The organism is Nocardia sp. NPDC006982 (assembly GCF_042869435.1).
In the GTDB taxonomy this organism is placed as follows: domain Bacteria; phylum Actinomycetota; class Actinomycetes; order Mycobacteriales; family Mycobacteriaceae; genus Nocardia.
The window spans coordinates 595,259-619,352 of sequence record NZ_JBIAFV010000001.1 but is presented as its reverse complement, the minus strand read 5'-3'; the positions used below and the strand labels follow the sequence as shown (position 1 = coordinate 619,352).

At 67.6% G+C, this 24,094-nt stretch carries 22 protein-coding genes; 21 read left to right on the top strand and 1 reads right to left on the bottom strand.

The window, feature by feature from the left end; genetic code table 11:
- Position 1: 1 nt before the first annotated feature.
- From ACFYOW_RS02770 to ACFYOW_RS02695, 16 genes are all read left to right on the top strand, one after another.
- Positions 2-901, top strand: a complete 900-nt coding sequence (locus tag ACFYOW_RS02770; protein ID WP_387283878.1) for a class I SAM-dependent methyltransferase — start codon at positions 2-4, stop codon at positions 899-901.
- Positions 898-2,157 (top strand): cytochrome P450, encoded by a 1,260-nt coding sequence (locus ACFYOW_RS02765; protein ID WP_387283876.1) that lies wholly within the window; start codon positions 898-900, stop codon positions 2,155-2,157. The genes ACFYOW_RS02770 and ACFYOW_RS02765 overlap by 4 nt, the downstream gene beginning before the upstream one ends.
- A gap of 10 nt (positions 2,158-2,167) precedes the next feature.
- A complete protein-coding gene (locus ACFYOW_RS02760) occupies positions 2,168-2,893 on the top strand; it encodes a thioesterase II family protein (protein ID WP_387285982.1) in 726 nt (241 codons plus the stop codon).
- Positions 2,890-4,629, top strand: coding sequence for a fatty acyl-AMP ligase (locus tag ACFYOW_RS02755; RefSeq protein ID WP_387283874.1), 1,740 nt, complete (start codon positions 2,890-2,892; stop codon positions 4,627-4,629). Before ACFYOW_RS02760 ends, ACFYOW_RS02755 begins: the two co-directional genes overlap by 4 nt.
- Positions 4,630-4,633: 4 nt before the next feature.
- The gene (locus tag ACFYOW_RS02750; protein ID WP_387283872.1) at positions 4,634-5,089 is read left to right on the top strand and encodes a PaaI family thioesterase; all 456 of its coding nucleotides are present in this window, start codon (positions 4,634-4,636) and stop codon (positions 5,087-5,089) included.
- Between the two features lie 5 nt (positions 5,090-5,094).
- Complete coding sequence (locus ACFYOW_RS02745; protein ID WP_387283870.1) at positions 5,095-6,303, top strand: cytochrome P450; 1,209 nt, start codon at positions 5,095-5,097, stop codon at positions 6,301-6,303.
- A gap of 30 nt (positions 6,304-6,333) precedes the next feature.
- Entirely contained in the window at positions 6,334-7,149 is an 816-nt protein-coding gene (locus ACFYOW_RS02740; RefSeq protein WP_387283868.1) for an alpha/beta fold hydrolase, read from the top strand.
- 141 nt (positions 7,150-7,290) lie between these two features.
- Complete coding sequence (locus tag ACFYOW_RS02735) at positions 7,291-7,512, top strand: hypothetical protein (protein WP_387283866.1); 222 nt, start codon at positions 7,291-7,293, stop codon at positions 7,510-7,512.
- 221 nt (positions 7,513-7,733) lie between these two features.
- Positions 7,734-8,435 carry an SDR family oxidoreductase gene (locus tag ACFYOW_RS02730; RefSeq protein WP_387283864.1) on the top strand — a complete coding sequence of 234 codons (702 nt, stop codon included), beginning with the start codon at positions 7,734-7,736 and terminating at the stop codon, positions 8,433-8,435.
- 28 nt (positions 8,436-8,463) lie between these two features.
- Positions 8,464-8,886 (top strand): tautomerase family protein, encoded by a 423-nt coding sequence (locus ACFYOW_RS02725; RefSeq protein ID WP_357473228.1) that lies wholly within the window; start codon positions 8,464-8,466, stop codon positions 8,884-8,886.
- A gap of 233 nt (positions 8,887-9,119) precedes the next feature.
- On the top strand, positions 9,120-10,601 hold the full coding sequence (locus ACFYOW_RS02720) for a serine/threonine-protein kinase (protein ID WP_387283861.1): 1,482 nt from the start codon (positions 9,120-9,122) through the stop codon (positions 10,599-10,601).
- 11 nt (positions 10,602-10,612) lie between these two features.
- A complete protein-coding gene (locus tag ACFYOW_RS02715) occupies positions 10,613-11,803 on the top strand; it encodes a hypothetical protein (protein ID WP_387283859.1) in 1,191 nt (396 codons plus the stop codon).
- Between the two features lie 4 nt (positions 11,804-11,807).
- Entirely contained in the window at positions 11,808-13,379 is a 1,572-nt protein-coding gene (locus tag ACFYOW_RS02710; protein ID WP_387283857.1) for a serine/threonine-protein kinase, read from the top strand.
- A 27-nt stretch (positions 13,380-13,406) separates the two neighbouring features.
- Positions 13,407-14,858: a serine/threonine-protein kinase gene (locus ACFYOW_RS02705; RefSeq protein ID WP_387283855.1), complete on the top strand. Its 1,452-nt coding sequence runs from the start codon at positions 13,407-13,409 to the stop codon at positions 14,856-14,858.
- 11 nt (positions 14,859-14,869) lie between these two features.
- Positions 14,870-16,105 (top strand): hypothetical protein, encoded by a 1,236-nt coding sequence (locus tag ACFYOW_RS02700; protein ID WP_387283853.1) that lies wholly within the window; start codon positions 14,870-14,872, stop codon positions 16,103-16,105.
- Positions 16,098-17,606, top strand: a complete 1,509-nt coding sequence (locus ACFYOW_RS02695; RefSeq protein ID WP_387283851.1) for a serine/threonine-protein kinase — start codon at positions 16,098-16,100, stop codon at positions 17,604-17,606. Before ACFYOW_RS02700 ends, ACFYOW_RS02695 begins: the two co-directional genes overlap by 8 nt.
- A gap of 11 nt (positions 17,607-17,617) precedes the next feature.
- Here ACFYOW_RS02695 and ACFYOW_RS02690 read toward each other — a convergent pair whose 3' ends face one another.
- Positions 17,618-18,685, bottom strand: a complete 1,068-nt coding sequence (locus ACFYOW_RS02690; RefSeq protein WP_387283849.1) for a serine hydrolase domain-containing protein — start codon at positions 18,683-18,685, stop codon at positions 17,618-17,620.
- A 173-nt stretch (positions 18,686-18,858) separates the two neighbouring features.
- Between ACFYOW_RS02690 and ACFYOW_RS02685 the strand changes: the two genes are divergently transcribed.
- The 5 genes from ACFYOW_RS02685 to ACFYOW_RS02665 are packed head-to-tail and all read left to right on the top strand — an operon-like array spanning position 18,859 to position 24,087.
- Entirely contained in the window at positions 18,859-19,137 is a 279-nt protein-coding gene (locus ACFYOW_RS02685; protein WP_387283847.1) for an acyl carrier protein, read from the top strand.
- A complete protein-coding gene (locus tag ACFYOW_RS02680) occupies positions 19,134-20,231 on the top strand; it encodes an acyl-CoA dehydrogenase family protein (RefSeq protein ID WP_387283845.1) in 1,098 nt (365 codons plus the stop codon). Before ACFYOW_RS02685 ends, ACFYOW_RS02680 begins: the two co-directional genes overlap by 4 nt.
- Entirely contained in the window at positions 20,225-21,208 is a 984-nt protein-coding gene (locus ACFYOW_RS02675; protein ID WP_387283843.1) for a 3-oxoacyl-ACP synthase, read from the top strand. Before ACFYOW_RS02680 ends, ACFYOW_RS02675 begins: the two co-directional genes overlap by 7 nt.
- A 3-nt stretch (positions 21,209-21,211) precedes the next feature.
- Positions 21,212-22,237 (top strand): HAD-IIIC family phosphatase, encoded by a 1,026-nt coding sequence (locus tag ACFYOW_RS02670; RefSeq protein WP_387283841.1) that lies wholly within the window; start codon positions 21,212-21,214, stop codon positions 22,235-22,237.
- Positions 22,234-24,087 carry a non-ribosomal peptide synthetase gene (locus ACFYOW_RS02665; protein ID WP_387283839.1) on the top strand — a complete coding sequence of 618 codons (1,854 nt, stop codon included), beginning with the start codon at positions 22,234-22,236 and terminating at the stop codon, positions 24,085-24,087. The genes ACFYOW_RS02670 and ACFYOW_RS02665 overlap by 4 nt, the downstream gene beginning before the upstream one ends.
- The last annotated feature ends 7 nt before the right edge of the window (positions 24,088-24,094 follow it).

The window sequence follows — 24,094 nt, the reverse complement described above, 5'->3', positions numbered from 1 at the left end:
CGTGTCCGCGACGACCGGCACCGATCGGGCTGATGCGGCGGCTGCCGCGATCAGGCACCACTACGACGCGGGCAACGACTTCTATCGGCTGTGGCTCGATACGTCGTTGAGTTACTCCTGTGCGATGCGCGAGAACAGCGCCGACACCTTGGAAGCCGCTCAGGAACGGAAATTGCGGTTCCATCTGGACGCGATCGGCGCCGACGGCGCCGCGGCGGTGCTGGACATCGGGTGCGGGTGGGGCGCGATCCTGCAACGCCTGTCGCAGCAGCACGCGGTCGCGCGGTCGGTCGGGCTCACCCTCAGCGCCGAGCAGGCCGAGTTCGTGCGGTCGCGCGATTTTTCAGGCGTCGAAGTGCGGCTGGAGAACTGGATGCATTACGCGCCGGACATCCGTTTCGACGGCATCATCTCGATCGGCGCCTTCGAACACTTTGCCCGGCCGGATGATTCGCCTGCCGAGAAGCTCCGGGTGTACCGGGAGTTCTTCACCCGCTGCCGCAGCTGGCTGAACGACGACGGCATGCTGTCGCTGCAAACGATCGTCTACGCCAACATGGAGCGCGAGCACGCGAGCACGTTCATGCAGCGCGAGATCTTCCCCGACGCGGACCTGCCGACGCTCGCCGAGATCGCGGCCGCGGCCGAAGGCGTCTTCGAGATCCGCTCTCTCACCAATGGGCGTCTCGACTATGCGTGGACCTGCGAGGAATGGGCGCGCAGACTTCGGGCGAACCGTGCGGAAGCCGCCGAGATCGTCGGCACCGAGGTGGTCGCTCGCTACGAGCGCTACCTCAAGCTCTCCGCGCTCGGCTTCCGGATGGGCAAGATCGGCCTGCTGCGGATCGTGCTGGCGCCCTATGGCGACGGATTCTTCGGCCGAGGAGTGCGGGCCGGATGACGGTGCGAACACCCGATCAGGCCGAGCCGATTCGGCCACGAGTCCGGTTCAACCCGTTCAGCGCGGAGTTCCGCTGCGACCCTTACCCGCTCTACCGGCAACTTCGTGAGGTCCAGCCGGTGCACAAGACACTGGGCATGTGGGTGCTCACCCGGCACAGCGATGTGCGCGGGGTCCTGCACGACCGCTCGTACAGCGCCGGACTGATTCCGAGGCTGGTGGGCGAGCAGGCCCAGCGACTCGGGCAGCACAATGTCGCGCGGATCGAGCGGCTGGGCCGCAAGTCGTTGGTGTTCACCGACAACCCGGACCATGCGCGGCTGCGCGGACTGGTGAATCGGGTGTTCACCGACCGGGCGGTCGCAGACCTGCGCCCTCTGGTCACCCGGGTCGCCGAGGATCTGATGCGGCGAGCCTGGAACGCGGGCGGCCTGGACGTGATCACCGAGTTGGCTGCGCCATTGCCGGTGACGGTGCTGTGCGAATGGATGGCCCTGCCCGGTGACCTGCGCGAGCGGGTCGGCCCATGGACCCACGACATTCGGTTCCTGCTGGAGCCGGGGTTGATGAAGGCCGAGGACTTCGTGCGCGTCTGTGCGGTGGTCGAAGAGTTCGCTACCGCCCTGGAGGGGGTGCTCGCCGCGCGCCGATCCCGGCCCGGCGCCGACCTGATCAGTCGGCTGCTCGCCGCGCGCACGGCGGGTGGCGACATGCTCGGCGACGAGGAGCTGATCTTCGTCTGCATCATGTGTTTCGTCGCGGGCAACGAGACTACGAAATCGTTGATCGGTAACGGTGTGCTGGCACTGCTGCGGCATCCGGATCAGGCCGCGCTGCTGCGGCGCAGGCCCACGTCGGTCAGGGCCGCCGTCGTGGAGGCGCTGCGTTATGACTGTCCGCTCCAGCTGACCAAACGTCTGGCCACCCGCGACACCGACATCGATGGGAAACGGATATCGGCAGGCGACCAAGTCCTGGTGTGCCTGGGCGCCGCCAACCGTGACCCCGCCGTCTTCGACCGACCCGACGAGTTCGATCTGACCCGCACCGCCGGGGATCATCTCGCCTTCGGCCACGGCATGCACGGTTGCCTGGGTGGGCTGCTCGCCGAACTGCAGGCGGAGATCGCCTTCGAATACTTGTACCGGCACTCGCAGGACCTGGAGCTTCCGGATGGTGAGTTGGCATGGCAGGACCACAGTTTCATTGTTCGTGGGTTGAAAAACCTACCGGTCACACTCCGGAGCGTCCGATGACCGTCCTGCGATCGACGAGAGGACGTGGCTGCGGCCGGAACGCGCCGAGTCGCCCGTACAGCTGGTCTGCATACCCCACGCTGGTGCGGGCGCGTCATCGTTCAACCGTTGGCTGGACCTGTTCCCGCCGGACATCGCCGCGGTCCGGGTCCAGCTCCCCGGCCGGGAGGATCTGTCCGGCGAGCAGGCGCTGCGCCGCGTCGGCGACGCGGTGGACGGGTTGATGCCGCAGCTCGAGCAGCCGGGCGGTGCGCGAGTGGCGATCTACGGCCACAGCATGGGAGCGCTGGTGGCGTTCGAGCTGGCCCGCGCGCTCGCGGCGGCGGGCAGACCGGCGACGCACCTGTTCGTTTCCGGCCGCCGTGCGCCGCAATTGTTTTCGAGCCGCACACCGATTCACCATCTGGCCGAGGAGGATTTCGCCGCGGCGCTCACCGCGATGAACGCATGGGGTGCGGCGGGACGTAGCGCCGCCTTCCTGCGCTACGCACTACCAGTGACCCGCGCCGACCTGGAGCTCTCCGAGGAATACCACTATCAGCCGTTGCCCAGGCTGGCCTGCCCGATCACGGCGTTCTACGGCACCGAGGACCCGGTGGTCGACCCGGCCGAGATCGCGGCATGGCACGAGCTGACCGGCGGCGGCTTCGCGATCCACGGATTTTCCGGCGACCACTACTTCCACCATCGGCATCGAGTGGCCATCGCGGCGGCGATGACTACCGCATTGTTGTGAGGACCGACGTGCCGCACCCCATCCTGCTTCCCGACGTCCTGCAGCGCCGCGCCGTCGATGAGCCCGACCGGACCGCCTATGTGTTCTTGGACGAGAACGGTTCGGAGACAACCACACTGACCTACCGCGAATTGCACGACCGGGCGTTGGCGGTGGCCGCGGAGCTCGAATCGCGGTGCGCGCCGGGGGACCGCGCGCTGCTGGTGTTCCCGCAGAGCCTGGATTTCATCGTCGCGTACTTCGGCTGTCTCTACGCGGGTGTCATCGCGGTGCCGCTGAATCCGCCGCGCCGTGACAAGGTGCAGGAGGCGACGCGAGCCATCACCGTCGACTGCGGGCCCGTCGCGGTGCTGACGCTCGGTGCCATGATCGCGACGCTGCGGCCGGCGCTGGCGCCGATCTGCGCGGCCCGGCATTGGCTTGCCGTTGACGAGTTGCCCGCGGTGGGGGCGGGCGTCACGCCCACCGTCGCCGAGCTCGATGCCGTCGCATTCCTGCAGTACACGTCCGGTTCCACCGCGGCTCCCAAAGGGGTCATGGTCACGCATCGGAACTTGATGGCGAACGAGGAGATGATTCGGCAGGCGTTCGGCCACGACCGGGACTCGACGGTGGTCGGCTGGGCGCCCTTCTTCCACGACCAGGGTTTGATCGGCAATGTGCTGCAGCCGCTGTATGTGGGGGCGACCAGCATCCTGATGTCGCCGACGACGTTCATTCGCCGACCGCTGCTGTGGTTGGAGGTCATCTCCCGGTATCGCGCGCACACCAGCGGTGGCCCCAACTTCGCTTTCGACGCCTGTGTCGCGCGCGCCGCGGGAGAGCTGCCCGAGTTGGATCTGAGCAGCTGGCAGGTGGCGTTCAACGGAGCCGAGCCGATCCGCGCCGAGACGTTGTCCCGGTTCGCGAAGACCTTCGCACCGCACGGGTTCGATGCTCGGGCGCTGTATCCGTGCTATGGCCTCGCCGAGGCCAGCCTGCTCGTCGCGGGCAGCCGCAAAGGGCGCGGTCCGCTGACGCTCGACGTGGATCACGACGCACTCGCATACGGTCGTTACGCCGATGCCGCAGCGGACCGGGCCCGCACCCTTGTCGGCTCGGGGCGTGTGCTTGCGGAGCAAGAACTGCGCATCGTGGATCCCGAAACCGGGCAGCCCTGCCCGCCGGATCGAATCGGCGAGATCTGGGTGTCGGGAGAGCATGTCGCACAGGGCTATTGGAAGAATCCCGAGGCGAATGCCGAGACCTTCCACGCGCGATGCGCCGCCGATTCCGCACGAACTTACCTGCGCACCGGCGACCTCGGTTTAGTCGTGGACGGTGAGCTGTATGTGGTGGGGCGGCTCAAGGACCTCATCATCGTTCGCGGGCGGAATTATTACCCGCACGACATCGAACACACCGTTCAGACCGCGCATTCCGCACTGCGGATCGGCGGTGGTGCGGCGTTCTCGGTGCCCGGTCGTGACGGTGAGAAGCTCGTCGTGGTGCAAGACGTCAAGCGTGACGCGCCGGAGGCCGATGTCGCCGACATCGTGGGCGCGGTCAGGACGGCGGTCGTGCAGGAGCACGAACTGGCCATCGGCGAGGTGGTGCTGACCACGGCCGGCCAGGTGCAGAAGACCAGCAGTGGAAAGATCATGCGTTCAGCGGCCAGAAAACGGTATCTGGCAGGCGGATTCGGGACCTGGTCACCGCATGGCGAAGAACCCGCAGAACTTCGAGCAAGGAGCTGAGCACATGCAGATCTGGCAAGCGGAAAACCCCGATTTCGAAGCGGCCGTGACGGGCGCGGTGCTCAGCATGCCCGCTGCCCAACATCTGGGTTTCGAATTCGGGCGAGTGGCTCCCGGCGAAGCCGAGATAGTCCAGCCGCATCGCAAGGAACTCACCCAGCACGACGGGTTTTTCCAGGGCGGCGTGCTCGGATCCCTGGCGGATTTCGCCGCCGGTTCCGCGGCCGGGACCCTGCTGCAGCCGGGATGGGTGAACATGACGATCGACTACACGGTGAAGATCCTCGCCCCGGCGAAGGGCCCGAAGGTCGTCGCTCGCGGCCGGGTGATCAAGCCGGGCGCGCTCATCACGATCGCCGCGGCAGATGTCTACTCGGTCGACGAAGACGGCGAAACACTCTGTGCCACAGCACTTGTGACCATGCGAAACGTGAAGCTGTTCAAATCGGACCGGGAGTAGTGGCCATGACCTCCGACGCATTCGTGTTCGACCCGTTCGCCGCGGGCTTCGCCGCGGATCCTTATCCCCACTATGCCGGGCTGCGCAGCACCGCACCCACGCACGAGCATCCACTCGGGTTCTGGATCGTGTCGAAGTACGAGGATGTCGCCGGGCTGCAGCGCTCGGCGCAGTCCGTCGACGAGCAGTACTTGACCCGGCTGCCGTCGTGGAAGAGCGACAGCAGCAAGCTCGGCAAAGAAAACCGCATGATGCGCGGACTATCCATGCTGGACCGGGATCCGCCCGATCACACCCGCCTGCGCCGCCTGGTCGCCAAGGCATTCACGACCCGCGCAATCGAGGCGTTGCAGCCCAGGGTCGAGGTACTCGTCGACGCCGCCCTGGACCGCATCGCCGAGGCGGGCACCGCGGATGTCGTTGCGGAACTGGCGTTTCCGGTGCCGTTCGGGATCATCTCGGAGATGCTGGGTGTCCCGGTAGTCGAGCACACCCGGCTGCGCGAACTCACCGCGATTCTGGTGCTGGCATTGGAACCCCTTTCCGATCCGGACCTGCAGGCCAAAGTCCGCTCGGCCAACCAGGAATTGTTCGCGATGGTCGGCGAACTGGTCCGCTGGAAGCGCGCCGCCCCTGACGACGACCTGCTGACCCGGCTGATCACCGCCGAACACGAGGGCGATGTCTTGAGCGAGGACGAACTGGTCGCCCAGGTCATGCTGCTCTACATCGCGGGCCACGAAACGACCGTGAATCACCTCGCGGGCGGGATCGCAGCCCTGCTGCGACATCCCGACCAGGCCCGACGGCTACGGGAAGACCCGGGACTTGCCGACAACGCCGTCGCGGAACTGCTGCGATATGACACCCCGGTGCAACTGATGCGCCGGATCACCGTCGAACCCCTGCCCATCGGCGGCGCGGAGATCCCGCCCGGCAGTTTGGTGCTCGCCTGTGTCGCCGCCGCCAATCGCGATCCGGAGTTCTGGGGCGCGGACGGCGACGAATTGCGCCTCGACCGGCCGAACGCGCAGCAGAACCTCTCGTTCGGTGCGGGCATCCACCGCTGTCTTGGTGCGGCGCTGGTTCGGCTCGAGGCCCGAGTCGCCTTCGCGCACTTCGTGGAGCGCTTCCCCGACGCCGTCATCGAGGAGCTGCGCTGGAACGGCCGGATCAATGTGCGTGGCCCCGCCGAACTGTCAATCTCGGTGTAGCGCAAAGTTTTTCGGGAGACGGGCAGAATCGTGCCGACAATAACGATCGATGGCGCACAGATCGCCTACGCCGACACCGGAGCCCCGGCCGGCCGACCGGAGGCGGCTACCGTGGTGTTCGGCCATGGACTGCTGTTCGGCGGCTGGATGTTCCAGCCGCAGATCGAGGTCTTGCGCGCGCACTACCGCTGCATCGCGATCGACTGGCGAGGGCAGGGCGCGACTCCGGCAACCACCCGCGGCTATGACATGGACACCCTCACCGGCGACGCCGTCGCGGTGCTCCGGCGCCTCGAGGTTGCTCCGGTGCATTGGGTCGGTCTGTCCATGGGCGGCTTCATCGGGCAGCGAATCGCGGCGCGTCACGCAGCGCTGCTACGCACACTGACGTTGTTGGACAGCAGCGCCGAGCCAGAGGATCCGAACAAGATCGGCGAGTACAAGCGGCTGGCGCTGGCATTGCGACTGTTCGGTGCCCGACCGATTCTCGGCAAGATCGAACCCCACCTCTTCGGTCCGAGTTTCCTCGCGAACCCCGCCAACAGACCCGTGATCGACAAGTGGGCCGCCGGCCTGGGGCGCTGCGATCGTGCGGCCGTGCGCAAGGCGGTCCTCGGTGTTGCCGATCGTGCGTCGGTCGAGCATGAGATCACCGCCATCACGGTGCCGACGCTCGTGGTCGTCGGCGCCGAAGACACAGCGACGCCGCCTGCACGATCCGAGCGCATCGCCGAGTTGATCCCGGACGCTCGACTGCGCACCATCGCCGATTGTGGCCACACCAGCAGTTTGGAACAGCCGACCGCGATCACGGCACTGCTACAGGATTTCCTCGGCGACCATTGACCGATCCTGACCACCGGCCATGAGCCGACCGATTGACCAGCAGGCAGACACCGGACAATATGAATCATGGGTGTCTGTCAGATGTACGAATGTCGAACTGCTCGATGCCGGTCGGGACGGACAGCCTGACGCGAGCATCGAGTGCGTGACGAATCCGATGTGGCGCAGGCGCGCGTCTTCTACAGATTGCTCGAAGCCGAGGCCGCTGCCCTGGATGCAATGCTGCGAACCCAGCTGACCCGGCGCGGGGCGCCGCGGGCGAGCACGGAGGCCCGGTTGCTGGATCGGGAAGTGCGCGAGGTGCGCCGCTGCCTGGCTCAGTTGCTCGACCGATTTCCGGAAGTGGGCTCGAACGAGCGCTGAGATCCGCTCGCCGACTTGCCTCCGCACCCGATTCGAACACGTCAGCTGGCTCGGCACCTGGATATCAGGGCGCGGCAGTGGTGCTTCAGTCGCGCCCCGCCACCGTCTGCCGCTGACCCGCCGCGTCGAATGCCGCGCTGGGGGTCGGCGTTGTCGTGTGAGCGGAGCGTTGGCTATAGTGTTATATAGTCAGCTACGGCGAACGAATCAGGAAGGCAGACATGACCACAATCGAAGGCGCTATCGCCCTGGTGACCGGCGGGCAACGCGGCCTCGGCCGCGCGTTCACCGAGGAGCTCCTGGCGCGTGGCGCGGCCAAGGTCTACGCCACCGCCCGCAAGCCCGAGGCGGGCCATGACTCTCGTGTCGTCCCGCTCGAACTGGAGGTCACCGACCCGGATTCGGTTGCGGCGGTGGCGGATCGGGCCGCTGATGTGAACATCGTCATCAACAACGCGGGTGTACTGCGCCCCGCGCCGCTACTGCATGCCGAAATGGCCGATGTGGTCGAAACATTCGAGACCAACGTCTTCGGTCCCCTGCGCATCGCCCAGGCCTTCGCTCCCATCCTCGCCGCCAATGGTGGTGGCGCACTGGTGGATATCCACTCCGTGCTGTCCTGGAGCTCGGGGGCCGCGGCCTATGGTGCGTCGAAGGCTGCCCTGTGGTCTCTGACCAACTCCCTGCGCATCGAACTGGCGGCGCAGGGCACCCAGGTCGTCGGCGTCCACCTCGGCTTCGCCGAGACCGACATGGTGAAGGCCATAGACGCCGTCAAGCTCAGTCCCGCCACGGTCGCCGCCGCACTCGCCGATGGCTTGGAACAGGGTGCACACGAAGTCCTCGTCGATGAGTTCACCCGGCAGGTGAAGGCATCCCTCTCCGGTCCCGTCGAAAACCTCGTCCTTCCTTTCCGTCGCTGAGACACCGCTTCGCCCAAAGGAATTCGCCATGCCGCTCTGGCACATCTACCACCCCGCAAACACCTACACCCCCGAGGACAAGCAGAACTTCGCCCGGGACATCACCGCCTACTACGCCCGCGTCGGCCTCCCGGAGTTCTACGCTGTAGCCCTCTTCCACGAACTCCCCGCCGACTCCTTCTACGTGGGTGGCGAACCCACCGCCGCCTCGGTGCGCATCACCATCGACCACCTCGCCCGGCAACTCGACGACCCTGAAATGCGAAAGCGCATGACGCGCGGCCTCGACATGCTCATGGCCCCCTATACGCACGACCGTGGCCTGCACCTCGAATTCAATATCAACGAGGTCGCCCGCGACACTTGGATGATCGCAGGGCTGTTCCCGCCGCCGATCGGCAGTGATATCGAGCAGGCCTGGGCCAAGGAGAACAAGCCGATCCCGTACTGAAGTCGGCGGCGGCGCACTTGTCCGAGGTATCGGATTCGCGAGGCGCACTGGGCTTTCCACCGCACCTGCGCGGCTCGATGTTCTCCGCTTTGGTGACTACCGTCTTGTTGTTATAGTCGCCCCGTCGGCTGCGCCGTTCCGAATCGGCTGCACCTCACCGCACGACCTCGCGGATGGTCAGCCGGCATGCGCCGGAAGGGTCCCGGCGCTATTCGGGCGGGAAGGCAGTGCGGTTGACTGTCACTGAGGGCATGGATTTTGCCGGGTATCGCATAGAGCGACGCCTCGGTATGGGTGGCATGGGCACAGTGTTTCTCGCCCGGCATCCGCGCCTACCCCGCAAGGACGCGCTGAAGATCCTGTCCGACGGGCACACCGGCGATCCCGTGTTCCGCGCCCGATTCCTGCGCGAGGCCTCGATCGCGGCGCGTATGCACCATCCCAACCTGGTCGCGGTGCGCGACCGCGGCCAGCACAGCGGCCGGTTGTGGATCGCGATGCAATATGTCGACGGCGTCGATCTCGCCCAGCTGATCCGGCGCGGACCTGCCGCGCTACCGCTCGAGCGGGTGGTCCGGATCATCACCGAAGTCGCCAAGGGGGTCGACGCGCTGCACCGCACGGGCCTGCTGCATCGGGATGTGAAGCCGGCCAACATTCTCGTCGCCGAACAGGACGGACGCCCGGACCGGGTGCTGGTCACCGACTTCGGCATTGCCCGCTCCGCCGACGAACCGACGACATCGACCGGCGCCGGGCTCAGCGCGACGCCGGCCTACGCCGCACCCGAGCAGATCGGCGGTGGGCCGGTCGATCACCGGACCGACGTGTATGCGCTCGGCTGCGTGCTGTACGAGCTGTTGACAGGGTCGGTACCTTTCGCCCGCGACACCCCGGCCGCGGTGCTGTACGCGCACCTGCACGAGACCCCGCCCACGTTGGAAAACGCCGGGACGCCACCGGGATTCGACGAGGTGATCGCCACCGCGCTCGCCAAGAATCCGGCCGAGCGGTTCGCGAGCTGCGGTGCATTGGCGGCCGCGGCGGAAGCAGCAGCGCAGGGGACGGTCCGGATCCCTGCGGCCGGCCGGTCACCGCGCCGGGCCACCCGGCGACGCCGACTGATGATCGGCGCCGCCCGGGCCGCCGCCGTCCTGGTCGCGGTGGCGACGGCGGTGCTGGTCGGATTCGGCCGCGACGGTTCCGCCGAGCAGGCGTCGAGTGCGACTACCCTCGGCCCGCAGACGGGCGTGGATGTGGTGTCCTGGGGCGCGTATACCTATGTAGCGCAGGCGTTTCCCGAGTTGTTGCCCGCTTCCCAGTTCGGCACCGGCTACCAGGAGATGTATGCCTGCCGTCCGGTCGACGAGCGGGTCAAGGACGTCCCGGTCGATGTCTTCGTACCGATCGGCCGGATCACCTGCTTGGGCAACCGAGAACCGGTGATCACGCTGGATCTGGTGTGCAATGCGGACCGCTCGCCCATCGCCCCACCGGTCACCTTCGATCGAGCCGAAGGCGACGAGCACTGGACCCGTCCGTCGGGCAGCGGAAATCTGCACTGGGGAACCTATCTCGGGGTCGAGGGCAAGGTAGTGGGACACCTTCGGCTGTACTTCGACGACCCGGGCCGCAACTTCTGCTACATCGTCGTCACCGGTTCCCCGACCGGGGCCGAATTGCGGGCCCGTTGGTGGACGGAGGCTCCGCTGTGAGGCTCGCGCACATGGCCGTAGCCCTGGGTGTGGCGCTGGCCGTCACCTCGGGATGCACGGTAGCGGGGAATCCGGTACCCGGACCGGACCCGGCTACCCTCGATGTCGGTCCGTACAGCCGTAACCCGCTGCTCGCGCCCGCGCACGGCAGTGAGTACCACGGCCGGGTGCTCGAATCGGTGCGCATGGCGGAAATCATGCTGAATCCGGCCGAAGTGGATCAGGCGTTGCAGATCCCGCTCAGCGCCAGCAGAGCCGTCCCCCTGCCTACCGCGGCGAAAGCCGCCGCGCTGCTGGCCAATCCGGTACGCGCGGTCCTCGAACGGCACGGCATGCTGGCGGGCTTCAGCGTCGGTGCTACCGACACCCCGTCGCAGGTGGCTATCGGCGGCGGCCGACTGCTACAGGTCATGGTGCTGCGCTTCCCGGATGCTGCGGCGGCGCAGCGGGCCGCGCAGGAAATCGATACCGTCGATGCCGCGGTGAGCTCGGACAATGTCGCCGTCACGATCCCCGAATACCCGATGGCACACAGTCATTGGCGTCCGACAGTGCCGACGATCGCGGCCACGGTGGCACAGGACGCGTTTGTCGTCAGTGTGCTCGCCGGGCATACCTCGCCCGACCTGAATGCCCTGATCACGCTGGCGCGCAGGGCATTCGACGTCCAGGTGCCGTTGCTGCGCGACTTCGCGCCCACGCCGCCCGACAGGTTCGCGGAACTGTCCTTGGATCGCGACGGCATGCTGGGGCGAATGGTGCCGGAAGCGCCCGGGCGCTGGCCGTTCCCGGTGGTGATCCTCGGCGACTTGGCGGAGAACGCGGGATGGGGCAGCCTGGTCCAGGCCCGCGGCATCGTGTACGGACCCCGCGGTGCCGAGCGCTTCAACGGAACTACCGAAGAGCCGGTCGAACTCCTCAGCCTCAACCGCTTCGACCGGCTGATGCGCTTCGCCGACGCGGCCACCGCCCAGAAGTACTTCGCCCGCCTGCATACCCCCGCAGGGCGAGTGCAGGTTCCGGCACCGGCTGGTCTCGTGGACGTCCGCTGCACGGATGCGCTGAACTCCCGCGATGCCCCCAGCCGGTTCGATTGCCTGCTCCGGCAAGGACGCTATGTCGCACTGGTTTTCAGCCGGGATTATCGGGATGTGCAGCAACGAGCTGCGGCGCAGTACGCGCTGCTGGTGAACAGCGAGTAGGCGCATGGTTGAAATACTCAGTGCTGGAACAATGTTCGCCGGATACCGGATCGAGCGCGTGCTGGGCACCGGCGGCATGGGCACGGTGTACGTGGCCCGGCATCCACGTCTGCCGCGCCACGACGCACTGAAGGTGCTGCCCGAGAACTGCGGTGCCGCCGACGAATTCCGTGCCCGGTTTCTGCGAGAGGCGGAACTGGCCGCCCGGCTGGACCATCCGAATATCGTCGCGGTGCACGACCGCGGTATCGAGCACGGCAGGCTCTGGATCGCGATGGAGTTCGTGAACGGTACCGACGCGGCCCAGTTGCTCCGTCGTGACGGCGCGGTGGAGCCGCAGCGCGCGCTGCACATCGTTACCGAGGCGGCGCGAGGTCTGGACGAGGCACACCGATCCGGCATGCTGCACCGGGACGTCAAACCGGCGAACATCCTGATCGAACACCTCGAGGGCGCTCCGGATCGGGTACTGGTGGCAGATTTCGGGATCGCCAGGGCTGCCGGTGACGGCACCGCGCTGACCGAGGTCGGGACGGTCGTGGCGACGCTCGCCTACGCCGCGCCGGAACTGCTTGCCGACCAGCGGGTCGATCACCGCGCCGACGTCTATGCCCTGGGCTGTACCCTCTTCGAACTGATCACCGGCGCAAAGCCGTTCCCGCGCGAGTCGGTGGTCGCGGTGATGCAGGCCCATCTGATGCAGCCGCCGCCGCGGGCACGTGCGGCGCGGCCGAATCTGCCCGCGGCGATCGACGCGGTGATCGCGCGGGCCATGGCGAAGAATCCGGACGACCGCTATTCGTCCTGTGGGGCGTTGGCGGCCGCGACGGCGAGTGCTTTCGGGTTCCCGGTGGAGCAGACCGTTTTCGCGGTCCGGCCGCCGGAGCTACCCTCGCCACCGCCCGCGCTGCCGACTGCCGCCGATCCGCCCGCACCGAAGGCGACACCGAAAGTGCCACCGCCGCTGCCGAATCCACCCCGGCGGCGGCCACGGTACGCCGCCGTCGCCGGGGCGGCGGTGATCGCGCTGGTGCTGGCGATCACGAGTGTCGTGGTGTGGAACCGTGATTCGAGCGGAAGTACGGCGAATCCCACCGTGCCGACCAGCAGCGCCGGCGGATTGACCTGGGGGAGATATGCCTTCGTCGTCGACGCGCTGCCACAGTTGCTGCCCGCCACGCCCACCCGGACCGGTCATCAGGGCATCCGGTGCGCCGCCACCGACGACAAGGGCAATGCGGCCGATCTGAACCGGGTGCCGGAAAACATCGCCCACATGCGGTGCACCGGCAACGAGAACCCGATACGGGATGTGGACGTGCAGTGTTCCGCTAGCCGGACCCCCTATCACTTGGTGGAGGAGGAGGGGGTCGTCGTCCTCGGCGATCAGCGGTGGGAACGATCATCTGGTCGCGGCCGGGTGGTCTGGTCGAGCATGCTCGGTTACAGCGGGCAGCTCGGGGTTGTCGGTCTCGAATTCGATGAGCCGACACGCAACTTCTGCATGGTTGTCGTGATCGGTGGTAGTTCGGGTCAGGACCTCTACGACCGTTGGTGGCCCAATGCACCGTTCTGATCGCGCAGGAGAAGGAGGGCAGCGCCGGTGACTGTCGCGGACGGTACGGATTTCGCCGGGTATCGGATCGAACGTAGGCTCGGCGCGGGCGGTATGGGTGAGGTGTATCTGGCGCACCATCCCCGGCTGCCCCGTCACGATGCGCTGAAGATCCTGTCCGACCGGCACGCGAGCGACGCCGAATTCCGGGCGCGGTTCCTGCGCGAGGCCGAGGTCGCGGTGCGGTTGCAGCATCCGAATGTGGTTGCGGTGCGCGACCGTGGTGAGCACGACGGCCGATTGTGGATCGCGATGCAGTACGTCGGTGGCGGCGACGTCGCCGATCTGATCCGCCGCGACGCGACGATCCCGGTCGAGCGCGCGCTGCGGATCGTGGCCGAGGCCGCGCAGGGGTTGGATGAGATCCATCGGGTCGGCCTGCAGCATCGTGACGTGAAGCCCGCGAATCTGCTGCTCGCCGAAGAACCGGGGCAGCCGGATCGGGTGCTGGTCACCGACTTCGGTATCGCGCGCACCGCTGCGGAGGGAACCCTGTCCGAGGGTGGGGGGTTCACCGCCACGCTGGCTTATGCGCCGCCCGAGCTGATCAGCGGTGGGACGGTCGATCACCGTGCCGATGTGTACTCGCTCGGCTGCACGCTGTATCAGCTGCTCACCGGTTCGGTGCCGTATCTGCGCAGCAGTCCGGCGGCGGTGATGTACGCGCACCTGCACGAGGAACCGCCCCGCCCGACCCTCGACAATGCCCGGTTACCGACCGGATTGGATTCGGTCATCGCCACGGCGCTGGCCAAGGACCCGGCCGACCGCTATCAGAGCTGTGGTGCGTTGTCGGCGGCAGCGCACGCGGCGTTGTCGGCCGATGCCGCCCCCGGTGCCATGCGTCGCCGCGGGATTCTGGCCGGCGCGGCGATCGCGGCGATTGTGCTGGTGGCGGTGGTGGTTTCGCTGGCCGTCGGCCTCGGTCGCGGCGACTCGGCGGTATCGTCCGAGACCGGCCCGACCTGGGTCGCCACGAATTCGGCAGCCTGGGGCGCGGCCGCCCTTGCCGCCGAGACCTTTCCGAACCTGCTGCCGGTCGCGCCGGCGGCCGTCGGATATCAGGAACTCAACACCTGCCTGCACACCGACCAGAACAACAACTTCATCTCCTTCGATCAGCAGGTCCCGACTGGTGGCGTGATCTGTCTCGGCGACCGGGACCCAGCGGAAGTGGTTGTGGTCATCTGTAATTCGGACCGCACACCGATTCCCGCCTGGTCCATGACCATGCAGCTGGAGGGGGAGGAACTGTGGTCTCGCGGCTCCGCCGCGGGGCGGGTGCGGTGGGGAACTGTCACCACGAACGATGGCGTGACTGTAGGCAGACTCGACGTGATGTTCGACCGTCCGGATCGGAACTTCTGCCGCCTGCGCGTAGGTGGTGCCATCTCCGGTTCCGTGCTCCGGGAACGGTGGTGGCCGAATGCACCGCTATGACAGGGGTACCGATGTATTCGCGCGCTGAAGGTATACGAGCCCTCGCCGTACTGGCCGCGGCCCTCACAGTGTTGTGCGGGTGTGTACGGCCCGGCCAGCCGACTCCGGAACACCTCGACCTGGCGGCGCTCGACGTCGGATCGAACAGCGTCGACCCGCTGTCGCCGCCGCGCACCAGCACCGATAAGTACGGGCGAGTGCTGGAATCGATGCGGATGGCTGAAGCCGCACTCGACCCCGTCGAGGTCGACCCTGCGTTGACCAACGGCGTCGTCGACCGGATCGCGCCGTTGCCGACCCCGCTGAAGGCGGCGGGCATTCTGGCCGAGCGGGTCCGTGACGTGCTCGAATCGCATGGCATGCTGGCTGGATTCGCGGTCAGTGGCAGCGATGTCGACTTCGGCGTGGCGCCGCCGCAGATCGGCGCCGGGCGGCTTTTGACCGTGATCCTGCTGCGCTTTCCCGATGCCATGGCGGCGCAGTTGGCGGCTCGGCAGATGGACGCCACCGATGCCGCGATCAGCCCGGACAATGTACCGGTACGGCTCGCGGAGTACCCGTCGGCCTTCGTACACTGGCGCCCGGCGGTGCCGACCATGGCCGCGACGATCGCGCAAGGATCGTTCGTCGTCAGCGTGCTGGCCGGGCACACCGCACCAGATCAAGCGGTACTGACCGCGCTGGTGCGCAAGGCATTCGACGTCCAGCTACCAAGGTTGCGGGACTTCCACGAGACCGCGCCGGATCGGTTCGCCGACTTACCCCTGGATCAGGACCGCATGCTGTCGCGGTTGCTGCCCTACGGGGCCGGGCACTGGTCGTATCCGACGGTTATCGCATCGGACACCGATGACAATGCGGGCTGGTCGTCCGGCCTCCGCATCAGCGGTGTTGTGCTGGGCCCGCATGCCACGCGGCTGATGAAATACCTCGGCTTCAAAGAACCGATCGAAATCGTCGCTATGAACGGTCACAACCTGCTCGAGCGGTTTCCGGATGCCGTCAGCGCGCGCCGGGTATTCATCGAGGAGATGCGCGCGGCGGACCCGACCAAGAGAATCGCCGCGCCGGCCGGGGTCCCGGACGTGTATTGCCGCAACGGCATCAACGCGCAGCCGGAGTGGCCGGCCCAGGTCCTCTGCCACGTCCTCTACGGCCGGTACTCCGCGACCATCGTCGGCCGGAATCCGACGGACGCACATCAGCTGATTGCCGCCCAATACGCGCTGCTGGTGCGCAGTGGATAGCAGCCCATCCCGAAAGTTGTTGCCGGGAACGGTTTTCGCGGGGTATCGGATCGAGCGGTTGCTCGGCAGCGGCGGCATGGGAACGGTGTATGTGGCAGCGCATCCCCGGTTGCCGCGCCGGGACGCGCTGAAAGTGCTGTCGGCGGAATACAGTACGGATCCCGAGTTCCGGGCTCGCTTCGTCCGCGAGGCCGAACTCGCCGCCGGGCTGGATCATCCGAACATCATCGGCGTCTATGACCGCGGCATCGAGCACGGACGGCTGTGGATCGCGATGCGGTTCATGGACGGCCCCGACGCGGCCGAACTGATCCGCCGCCGCGCGGCGGCGTCACCGCAGCGGATCCTGCATATCATCGGCGCCGTCGCTCGCGGCCTCGATCACGCGCATCGGGCAGGCATGCTGCACCGTGACGTCAAACCGGCCAATATTCTGGTCGAATCGATTCCAGGACAACCGGATCGGGTCGCCATCACCGACTTCGGTATCGCCAAGGCCGCGGCCGCGACGACGGTGCTGACCCAGGCGGGATCGATCCTGGCGACCATTCCCTACGCGGCGCCGGAGCAGTTGACCGGAGCTGCGGTCGATCACCGTGCCGACGTCTACTCGCTGGGCTGCACCCTCTACGAACTGCTGACCGGCGCGAAACCATTCCCGCGCGCGACGACCGATGCCGTGATCACGGCGCACCTGCAGGATCCGCCGCCCCGGCCGACCACGACCGTCCCGGAACTGCCCGGGCAGATCGATGACGTGATCGCTCGCGCGCTGGCCAAGGATCCGCAGCGGCGCTACCCGACCTGTGGTGCGCTCGCCGCCGCGGCGGCAACGGCTTTCGGCTTCACTCAGGATCCGGTCCCGGCGATGGGCCACCGACCGGCCCGGCGCAGGAACGTCGGTATCGGGGTCGGTGTCGTGACGGCGGTGGCTGTCTTGGCGATCGCGAGTATTTTTGTGCTGAACCGTAATTCGACCCAGCATCCGGCGTCGGCGCCGGACGCGCTGTCGAGCGTGCCGTCCGCGACGGCTCCGGTCGACCCGAATTCCTGGGCGGCGCACGAGCGGGTGATCAAGGCCTTCCCGCAACTGCTTCCGAAAACGCAGACGGACAGCGGTTATCAGGGCCTCCGATGCGTCGCGATCGATGGCGATCAGCGGCCGATCGACGCGAGACAGACGCGGGATTCGATGAACTCGCTGGCCTGCAACGGAAACCGAGATCCGGTTTCCCGAATCCTGGTGCGGTGCGGGATCGACAAACCGGCCGACGAATTCGTGCCGTCGCTGGATAACACCTTGGTCGGTGAAGAAAGCTGGGAGCGGCCGACGGGACAGGGGCACGCGACCTGGTACGACACCACGGGCGTGGCGGGGCGCACTGGAGAGTTACTGCTCCGATTCGACGACCCCGCGCGGGCGAACTGCACCATGGGGGTGTCCGGCGGGACCTCGGGCCAGGACCTCTATGAGCGCTGGTGGCGCAATGCGCCCGTGTGAGATGGTCGCCGTCAGGCGGTCAGCGCATCGTAGGCAGCGATCAGGATGCTCAGGGCTCGCATGTTGTCGTCGGTCCACAGCATCTGGTTCATGACGTAGGACACCGCCATCCGGTGCTCGAAATCGACGAGAACCAGGGAGCCGCCCCATCCGCCCCACGAGCAGGTGCGACCCTCGAGGCGGTAGCCCATGCCCCAGCGGATCGGCTGTTCCAGCACACGATCCCGGCCATGGAATTGTTCTTCGAATACGCGGTCACAACCGGGCTGCGACAGGAGGCGAACACCGCCGACGCTGCCGCCGCAGGCGAGTATCGACTGGATCGCGGCGACCGAGCGCGCGTTGCCGTGACCGTTGATGGCCGGGATCTCCGCGCGCCGCCACGCCGGAGTGTTGGCGTCGGATACTCCGACCGAGAATCCGTCGGGGCGGTCCCCCTCGGGCGCGGGGATGAGCGCGGCGACGCGATGGTCGTGCTCGGGGGCGAGTCCTATGTGGAAGTCCGCGCACAACGGTGCGGCCACTTCCTCGGCGAAGAATGTGCCCACGCTGCGTCCGGTCACCCGGGCGATGACCTCACCGACGAGGAAGCCAAAGGTGATCGAGTGGTAACCCCCTTCGGTGCCCGGTTCCCATTGGGGTGACTGTCCGGCGAGACGCGCGGTGACGGTGGGCCAGGAGTACAGATCGGTGGCTGCGACGGGGTCGTCCCATACCGGCAGACCTGCGGTGTGACCGAGTAGATGCCGCACCAGCACATCGTGTTTGCCCGCCGCCGCGAACTCCGGCCAGTACCTGGCGACCGGCATGTTCAGATCGAGTTCGCCACGGTCGGCCAATATGAGCGCGCACAATGCCACCATCGTCTTGGTCGTCGACCAGACGTTGACGATGGTGTCCGCCTCCCACATCACGGTGCGATCCGCGTCGGCATAACCACCCCAGATATCGACCACGGGTTCGCCGTCGATGTACACCGCTGCCGACGCGCCGACATCGTCGGCGTTCAGCGATGCCGCGAGTGCCTCGGCGACACCGGCGAACCGCGCGTCGTAGGAACCCCGCACATCGGTAAACACGGGCCCACCGTAGACCGCGTTCACCCCACGGCACCAATGATTTTCACCGCCGCCCCCCTTGATGTGGACGGTGGAAACCGGGTCTTGTCGGGTGATCACGGCCCATGTTGTCGTGTTCTGCGAGGGCGCACGACCGTTCGCCAGCGGGATGACGTCGAGAGGTGAGGGTGCGCGTGGAACAGGTGGAGCCGGTCGTGGTACGCCGCGCGGAGTTGGTCGAGGAGTTGCGGGCGTACTTCGGTTCGATCGCCGCCGCCGAATTGGGCAGTGACGACGATATTTTCGCGCTGGGACTGGTCAACTCCCTGCGGGCACTGGAGATCGTCGTACACGTGGAGCAGACCTACGGGATCTCGGTCGAGGTCGAGGATCTCGATCTCGACAACTTCCGCACCGCGGCCCGCGCGGCCGCGTATGTCGAGCGCAAGCAGTCCGGGAACGGGCCGTCGTGATCGACGTCGAGAAGGTGGTGGCGGCCGCGGAATCGGATGCGGCCCAGTGGGATCGCGCAGGCCTGCCCGACGAGATGATCACGCTCGCGGCCCGGACCGGGCTGCTGGGTGCCGATCGGCCGGTGACATTCGGTGGTGCGGGTCTGGATGCGCGTGAACTCGGCCGACTCGCCGCGATGCTCGGGGAATGCTGCACGAGTCTGCGATCACTGGTCACGGTGCACGGCATGGTCGCCGCCGCGCTGGATCGGTGGGGAACCGCCGAACAGCGCCGAGACTGGCTGCCCGGGCTCACCGCGGGGGAGGTCGTCGCCGCGCTGGCGGCGACCGAGGCGGGGACGGGGACCGACTTGGCCAGTGTCGCAACGACTTTCGAGGCCGATGGTGCGGACCACATCGTGTCCGGGCACAAGTTGTGGGTGACGTTCGGCCAGGTCGCCGATGTTTTCCTGGTACTCGGCACGGCGGCCGGTGGGCTGTGTGCCGCACTCGTCGAGCGCGACCGTCCCGGTGTTTCCGTGCAGCCGGTCGAGGGGCAGCTCGGCATGCGTGGCGCCAGGGTGGCGCACATTCGGTTCGACCGTGTGCGCATACCCGCCGCGCAACTGATCGCACCGCCGGGATTCGGCCTGTCTCACGTCGTCGGCACGGCCCTGGACCACGGGCGGTTCACCGTCGCGTGGGGGTGTGTCGGGATCGCGCGCGCCTGTCTCGCCGACGCCGCCGCGCACGCCGCCACCCGCGTCCAGGGTGGTACCGCACTCGCCGAGCACCAGGTGGTCCGTGCGTCGCTCGGCCGCTGCTGGGTGGACGTCGAAGGCGCACAAGCCATCTGCGAACGCGCGACCGACAACCGGATCGCCGGATCCGCGCATGCCCTCGTCGCGACGATCGCCGCGAAGTACGCGGCGTCCCGCGCCGCGGCCACGGTGAGTGAACGGGCGGTGCAGGTACTCGGCGCGGCCGGGTGCGCTCCGGACAGCCGCGTCGGCAGGTTCTACCGCGATGCGAAGGTCATGCAGATTATCGAGGGAGCACAGGAGGTCGCCGAGGTGACCATCGGTGAGCACGTACTGCGGGGTGCGCGATGGTGAACGGGCCGGTGCGGCTCGGTCCGGTGGCGGCGTGGTTCCCCGCCGGCTCCGCGCAGGTGGCCACCCTGGCCGAACTGGACGAACTTCCGGCGCACCGACGCGAACACGCGCTGGCACTCGGCATCGAGTCGGTGTGTACCGCAGGGGAGCTGTCCGAGGTGGACCTGGCCGCCGCGGCGGCGACGGCGGCACTGGCCGAGGCGGGGCTCTACGCCACTGACATCGACGCGCTGCTGCTCGTCGCCGGACGCGCGCCGCAGTACCTGCTCGCATCGGAAACGACACGGCTGCAACACCGGATCGGCGCCACCCGCGCCTTCACCGCGGGCGTGGGCGACCTCGGCTGCGTATCGGTCTCCGCCGCGCTGACCCTCGCCGTGGCATTGCTGCGCGCCGATGCCGGGTGCCGCACGGTGCTCGTCGTCGCCGCGGCCAAGACCCCGACCCGCAATCGCTACCGCCCGCCCATGACGCTGCTCGGCGACGGTGCGGCCGCGCTGCTCGTCACTGCCTCCGGCGACGGGCGCTGGGAGTTCGTCGACCAGATCCTGCGCAGCGACGGCAAGTACGCGGACCTGTTCCGAATCGACTACCGCGACACGCCGTCGGCGGCGTGGACCGAGGAATGCACCGACGAATCCACCTATTCGTTCCGGCTCGCGGTCGAGAGCAAGAAGAGGTTCGACGTCATGATTCCGGAGTTGCTGCAACGCAATGGCATCCGGCTCGGCTCGGTCGGACCGATCCTCATGCAGAACCTGTCGGGCGGTGCCTTCGCCTTCTGGGAGGAGGCTCTCGACGCCACGATCGACGAGGCGTGCCGGGGCAATCTGGCGGCATACGGCCATCTGGGTTCGGTGGACATGCTGGTCAACCTGGAGTCCGCGGCGGCAACCCGCACCTCCGGTGAGTATGCGCTGCTGTTGAACAGCAGCCCGGTGGCCGCGTGGAGCGCCGCCCTGATGCGAAGGGTCTGAGCGATGGCGGCAACGGTGAAGTGCCTGGTCTGGGATCTCGACGACACTGTCTGGCCCGGCGTCGTCCTCGAATCCGACGGCGGAACTCCGAAACCCGAAGTGCTGCGGGCGATCCGGACCCTCGACGAACGTGGAATCCTGCACGCCGTCGCGAGCCGTGGCGAATTATCCGCCGCCACAGCGCATTTGCGTCGGCACGGAATCGAGGACCTGTTCTCGGCGGTCGAGATCGGCTGGGGCCCGAAGTCGGCGGCGATCCGCCGGATCGCCGAATCGCTGAATATCGGGCGCGAGACCGTGGCGTTCGTCGACAACGATCCGGTCGAACTGGCCGAGGTGGCGAACTCCTGCCCCGAGGTCCGGTGTTATCCGGCCGATCGCATACCCGACCTGCCGAACCTTCCCGAATTCACACCCGAGACAGTGACATCCGAAGCGCGGCACCGCCGGTCGTACTATCGCGCGGAGCGGGCCCGCCGCGTCGGCGAGGCCGAATTCGCCGGATCGGATGCGGACTTCCTTACCTCGCTGGGCCTGGTCATGACCGTGCGCGAGGCATCGGAGGCGGACCTCACAAGGGCCAACGAGCTGACCATCCGCACACACCAGCTCAATACCACCGGGGTCACCTTCGACATCGACGAACTGCGGGAACTGCGCGCGTCACCACGCCACGAGGTGCTCGTGGCATCCCTGCGCGACCGATTCGGCGGCTACGGCACCATCGGGCTGGCGGTCTCGGAGATCCGTGGCTCCGACTCGGTGCTGCTCCTGCTGCTCATGTCCTGCCGGGTGATGTCACGCGGCGTCGGCACGGCGCTGATCCGGGAAATCGTCCGGCGTGCACGCGCGGCCGGCCGGCGGCCGACCGCGGAATTCGTGGCGACCCCGGTCAATCGGGTGATGCTCGTGACCCTGCGGTTCGCCGGATTCGAGGTGCGCGAATCCGACGGTCACCGTGTCCTGCTCGTCTGCACGGTGCCACCGGAGGACATGAGCGGAACCGGCCATGTCGAGGTGATCCGATGAGCACGGCATCGCGTAGCGATTCGGACCTGCTGCAGGGAATCCTGCACCAGGCCCAGCGGGTCCCCGACCGCACCGCGCTCGTGGTGGGGGACCGGTCGCTCACCTACCGCGAACTCGACACCGCCACCGCGCATCTCGCGCGCAGGCTGGTCGCCGCAGGCGTTCGGCCTGGACAGACCGTCATGGTGTACCAGCGGCAGAGCCTGGACACCGTGATCGGCATGATCGCGGCTCTGCGCGCGGCCGCGGCGTGGTGCGTGGTCGAACCGGGCCGTCCGGTGTCGGCGGTGCGTTCGGTGGTCGCGGTCGCGACCTGCACCGCGCTGATCATCGATGGGCGCGATGATGCCACTGCGCGTGGCGAGGTGGCCGCGCTGGTGACGGGCACGGCGGCAGCGGTGCTCGATATCAGCGAGGACACCGAGCCACCCGCTGTGGCACTGCCGGACCAGCCGTCCCTGCGCGCGCCCGCGTACGTCATCACCACCTCCGGCTCCACGGGTGAGCCGAAGGCGGTCGTCGTGTCCCGGGCCAACCTCGCCACCTTGATCGGCTCACGGAACTATCCGTACACCGACGGCGAACTCGTGACATTCTCGGCGATGCGACTGATCTGGGACGGCTCTCTCTCGGCACTGGCCTGGGCGCTCACCGTCGGCGGTACCAGCGTGCTCCCGGACGCCCGGATGCTGCCCGATGTCGACGCGGTCGCCGAACTCGCTGTCCGCCATGGCGTATCGCATTTCGTTGCGACGCCCTCGTTCTACCGGCTGCTGCTGCCGCGACTGGGTGAGCTGAAATCGACGCTGCGCGTCGTCACCCTGTGCGGTGAGCCGGTACCGGTTCGCCTCGTCGAGCAGCACCGCGAGGTCCTGCCCTCGACCAGCCTGCACAACGAATACGGCCCGACCGAGGCGACCGTCACCTGCATCTGCCACGTCGTACCGGAGGCGCCGCAGCCCGTCGTGCCGATCGGCACACCGACCGACGGCACGACGGCGCACATTCTCGATCGCTCGCTGCGGCCGGTCCGCTGGGGCACACGCGGCGACCTGTACCTCGGAGGTGGACAGGTCGCCGACGGTTATGCGGCACGGCCCGGACTGACCGCGGCCCGATTCGTGGCCGACCCGTTCTCGACCGTGGCGGGCGGGCGCATGTACCTCACCGGAGACCTCGCGCGGCTCGACGGAAGCGGTCACATCGAATTCCACGGTCGGGCCGACAGCCAGGTGAAGGTCCGGGGCGTGCGGATCGAACGCGCCGCGGTCGAGACGGTGCTGCAGGGACATCCCGCGGTGCACGAGGCGGTCGTGCTTGATGCGACGGACTCCGACGATGCCGTGTACCTGGCCGCCTTCTGGGTGCCCGCGCCCGGCGCCGCGCCGCCCACCGCCCCTGCGCTGACCCGATACTGCGCGCAACACCTTGCGCCCGAATCGGTTCCGGAACGGTTCGTGGCGGTCGGTACCCTGCCGATCGCACCGGGAAGCAGCAAGCTCGACGAAGCCGCGCTGCGTGCGCTGCTGCGCTCCCGCCCCGAACGGCGCACGGCCCCGTCACGAGATGGCTGGACCGAGCAGGAAAGGGCGATCGGCGAGATCTGGTCCGAGGTACTCCTGCACGACGAATTCGACCGTGGGGACCGGTTTTTCGACGTAGGCGGCAACTCCCATCGGGTGGTCGCACTCCATCTGCGCCTCGAGGCCGGATGGCCGGGTGCGATCTCGGTGGGGATGCTGTTCGACCTCGACACAGTGGCCGCACAGGCGGGCGCGCTGTCGCCGGATCCGGCGACCCGATTCGAGTCCGAGCCGGCGGACAGCACGCCATTGGCTTTCGAGGTGTGAAGGACAC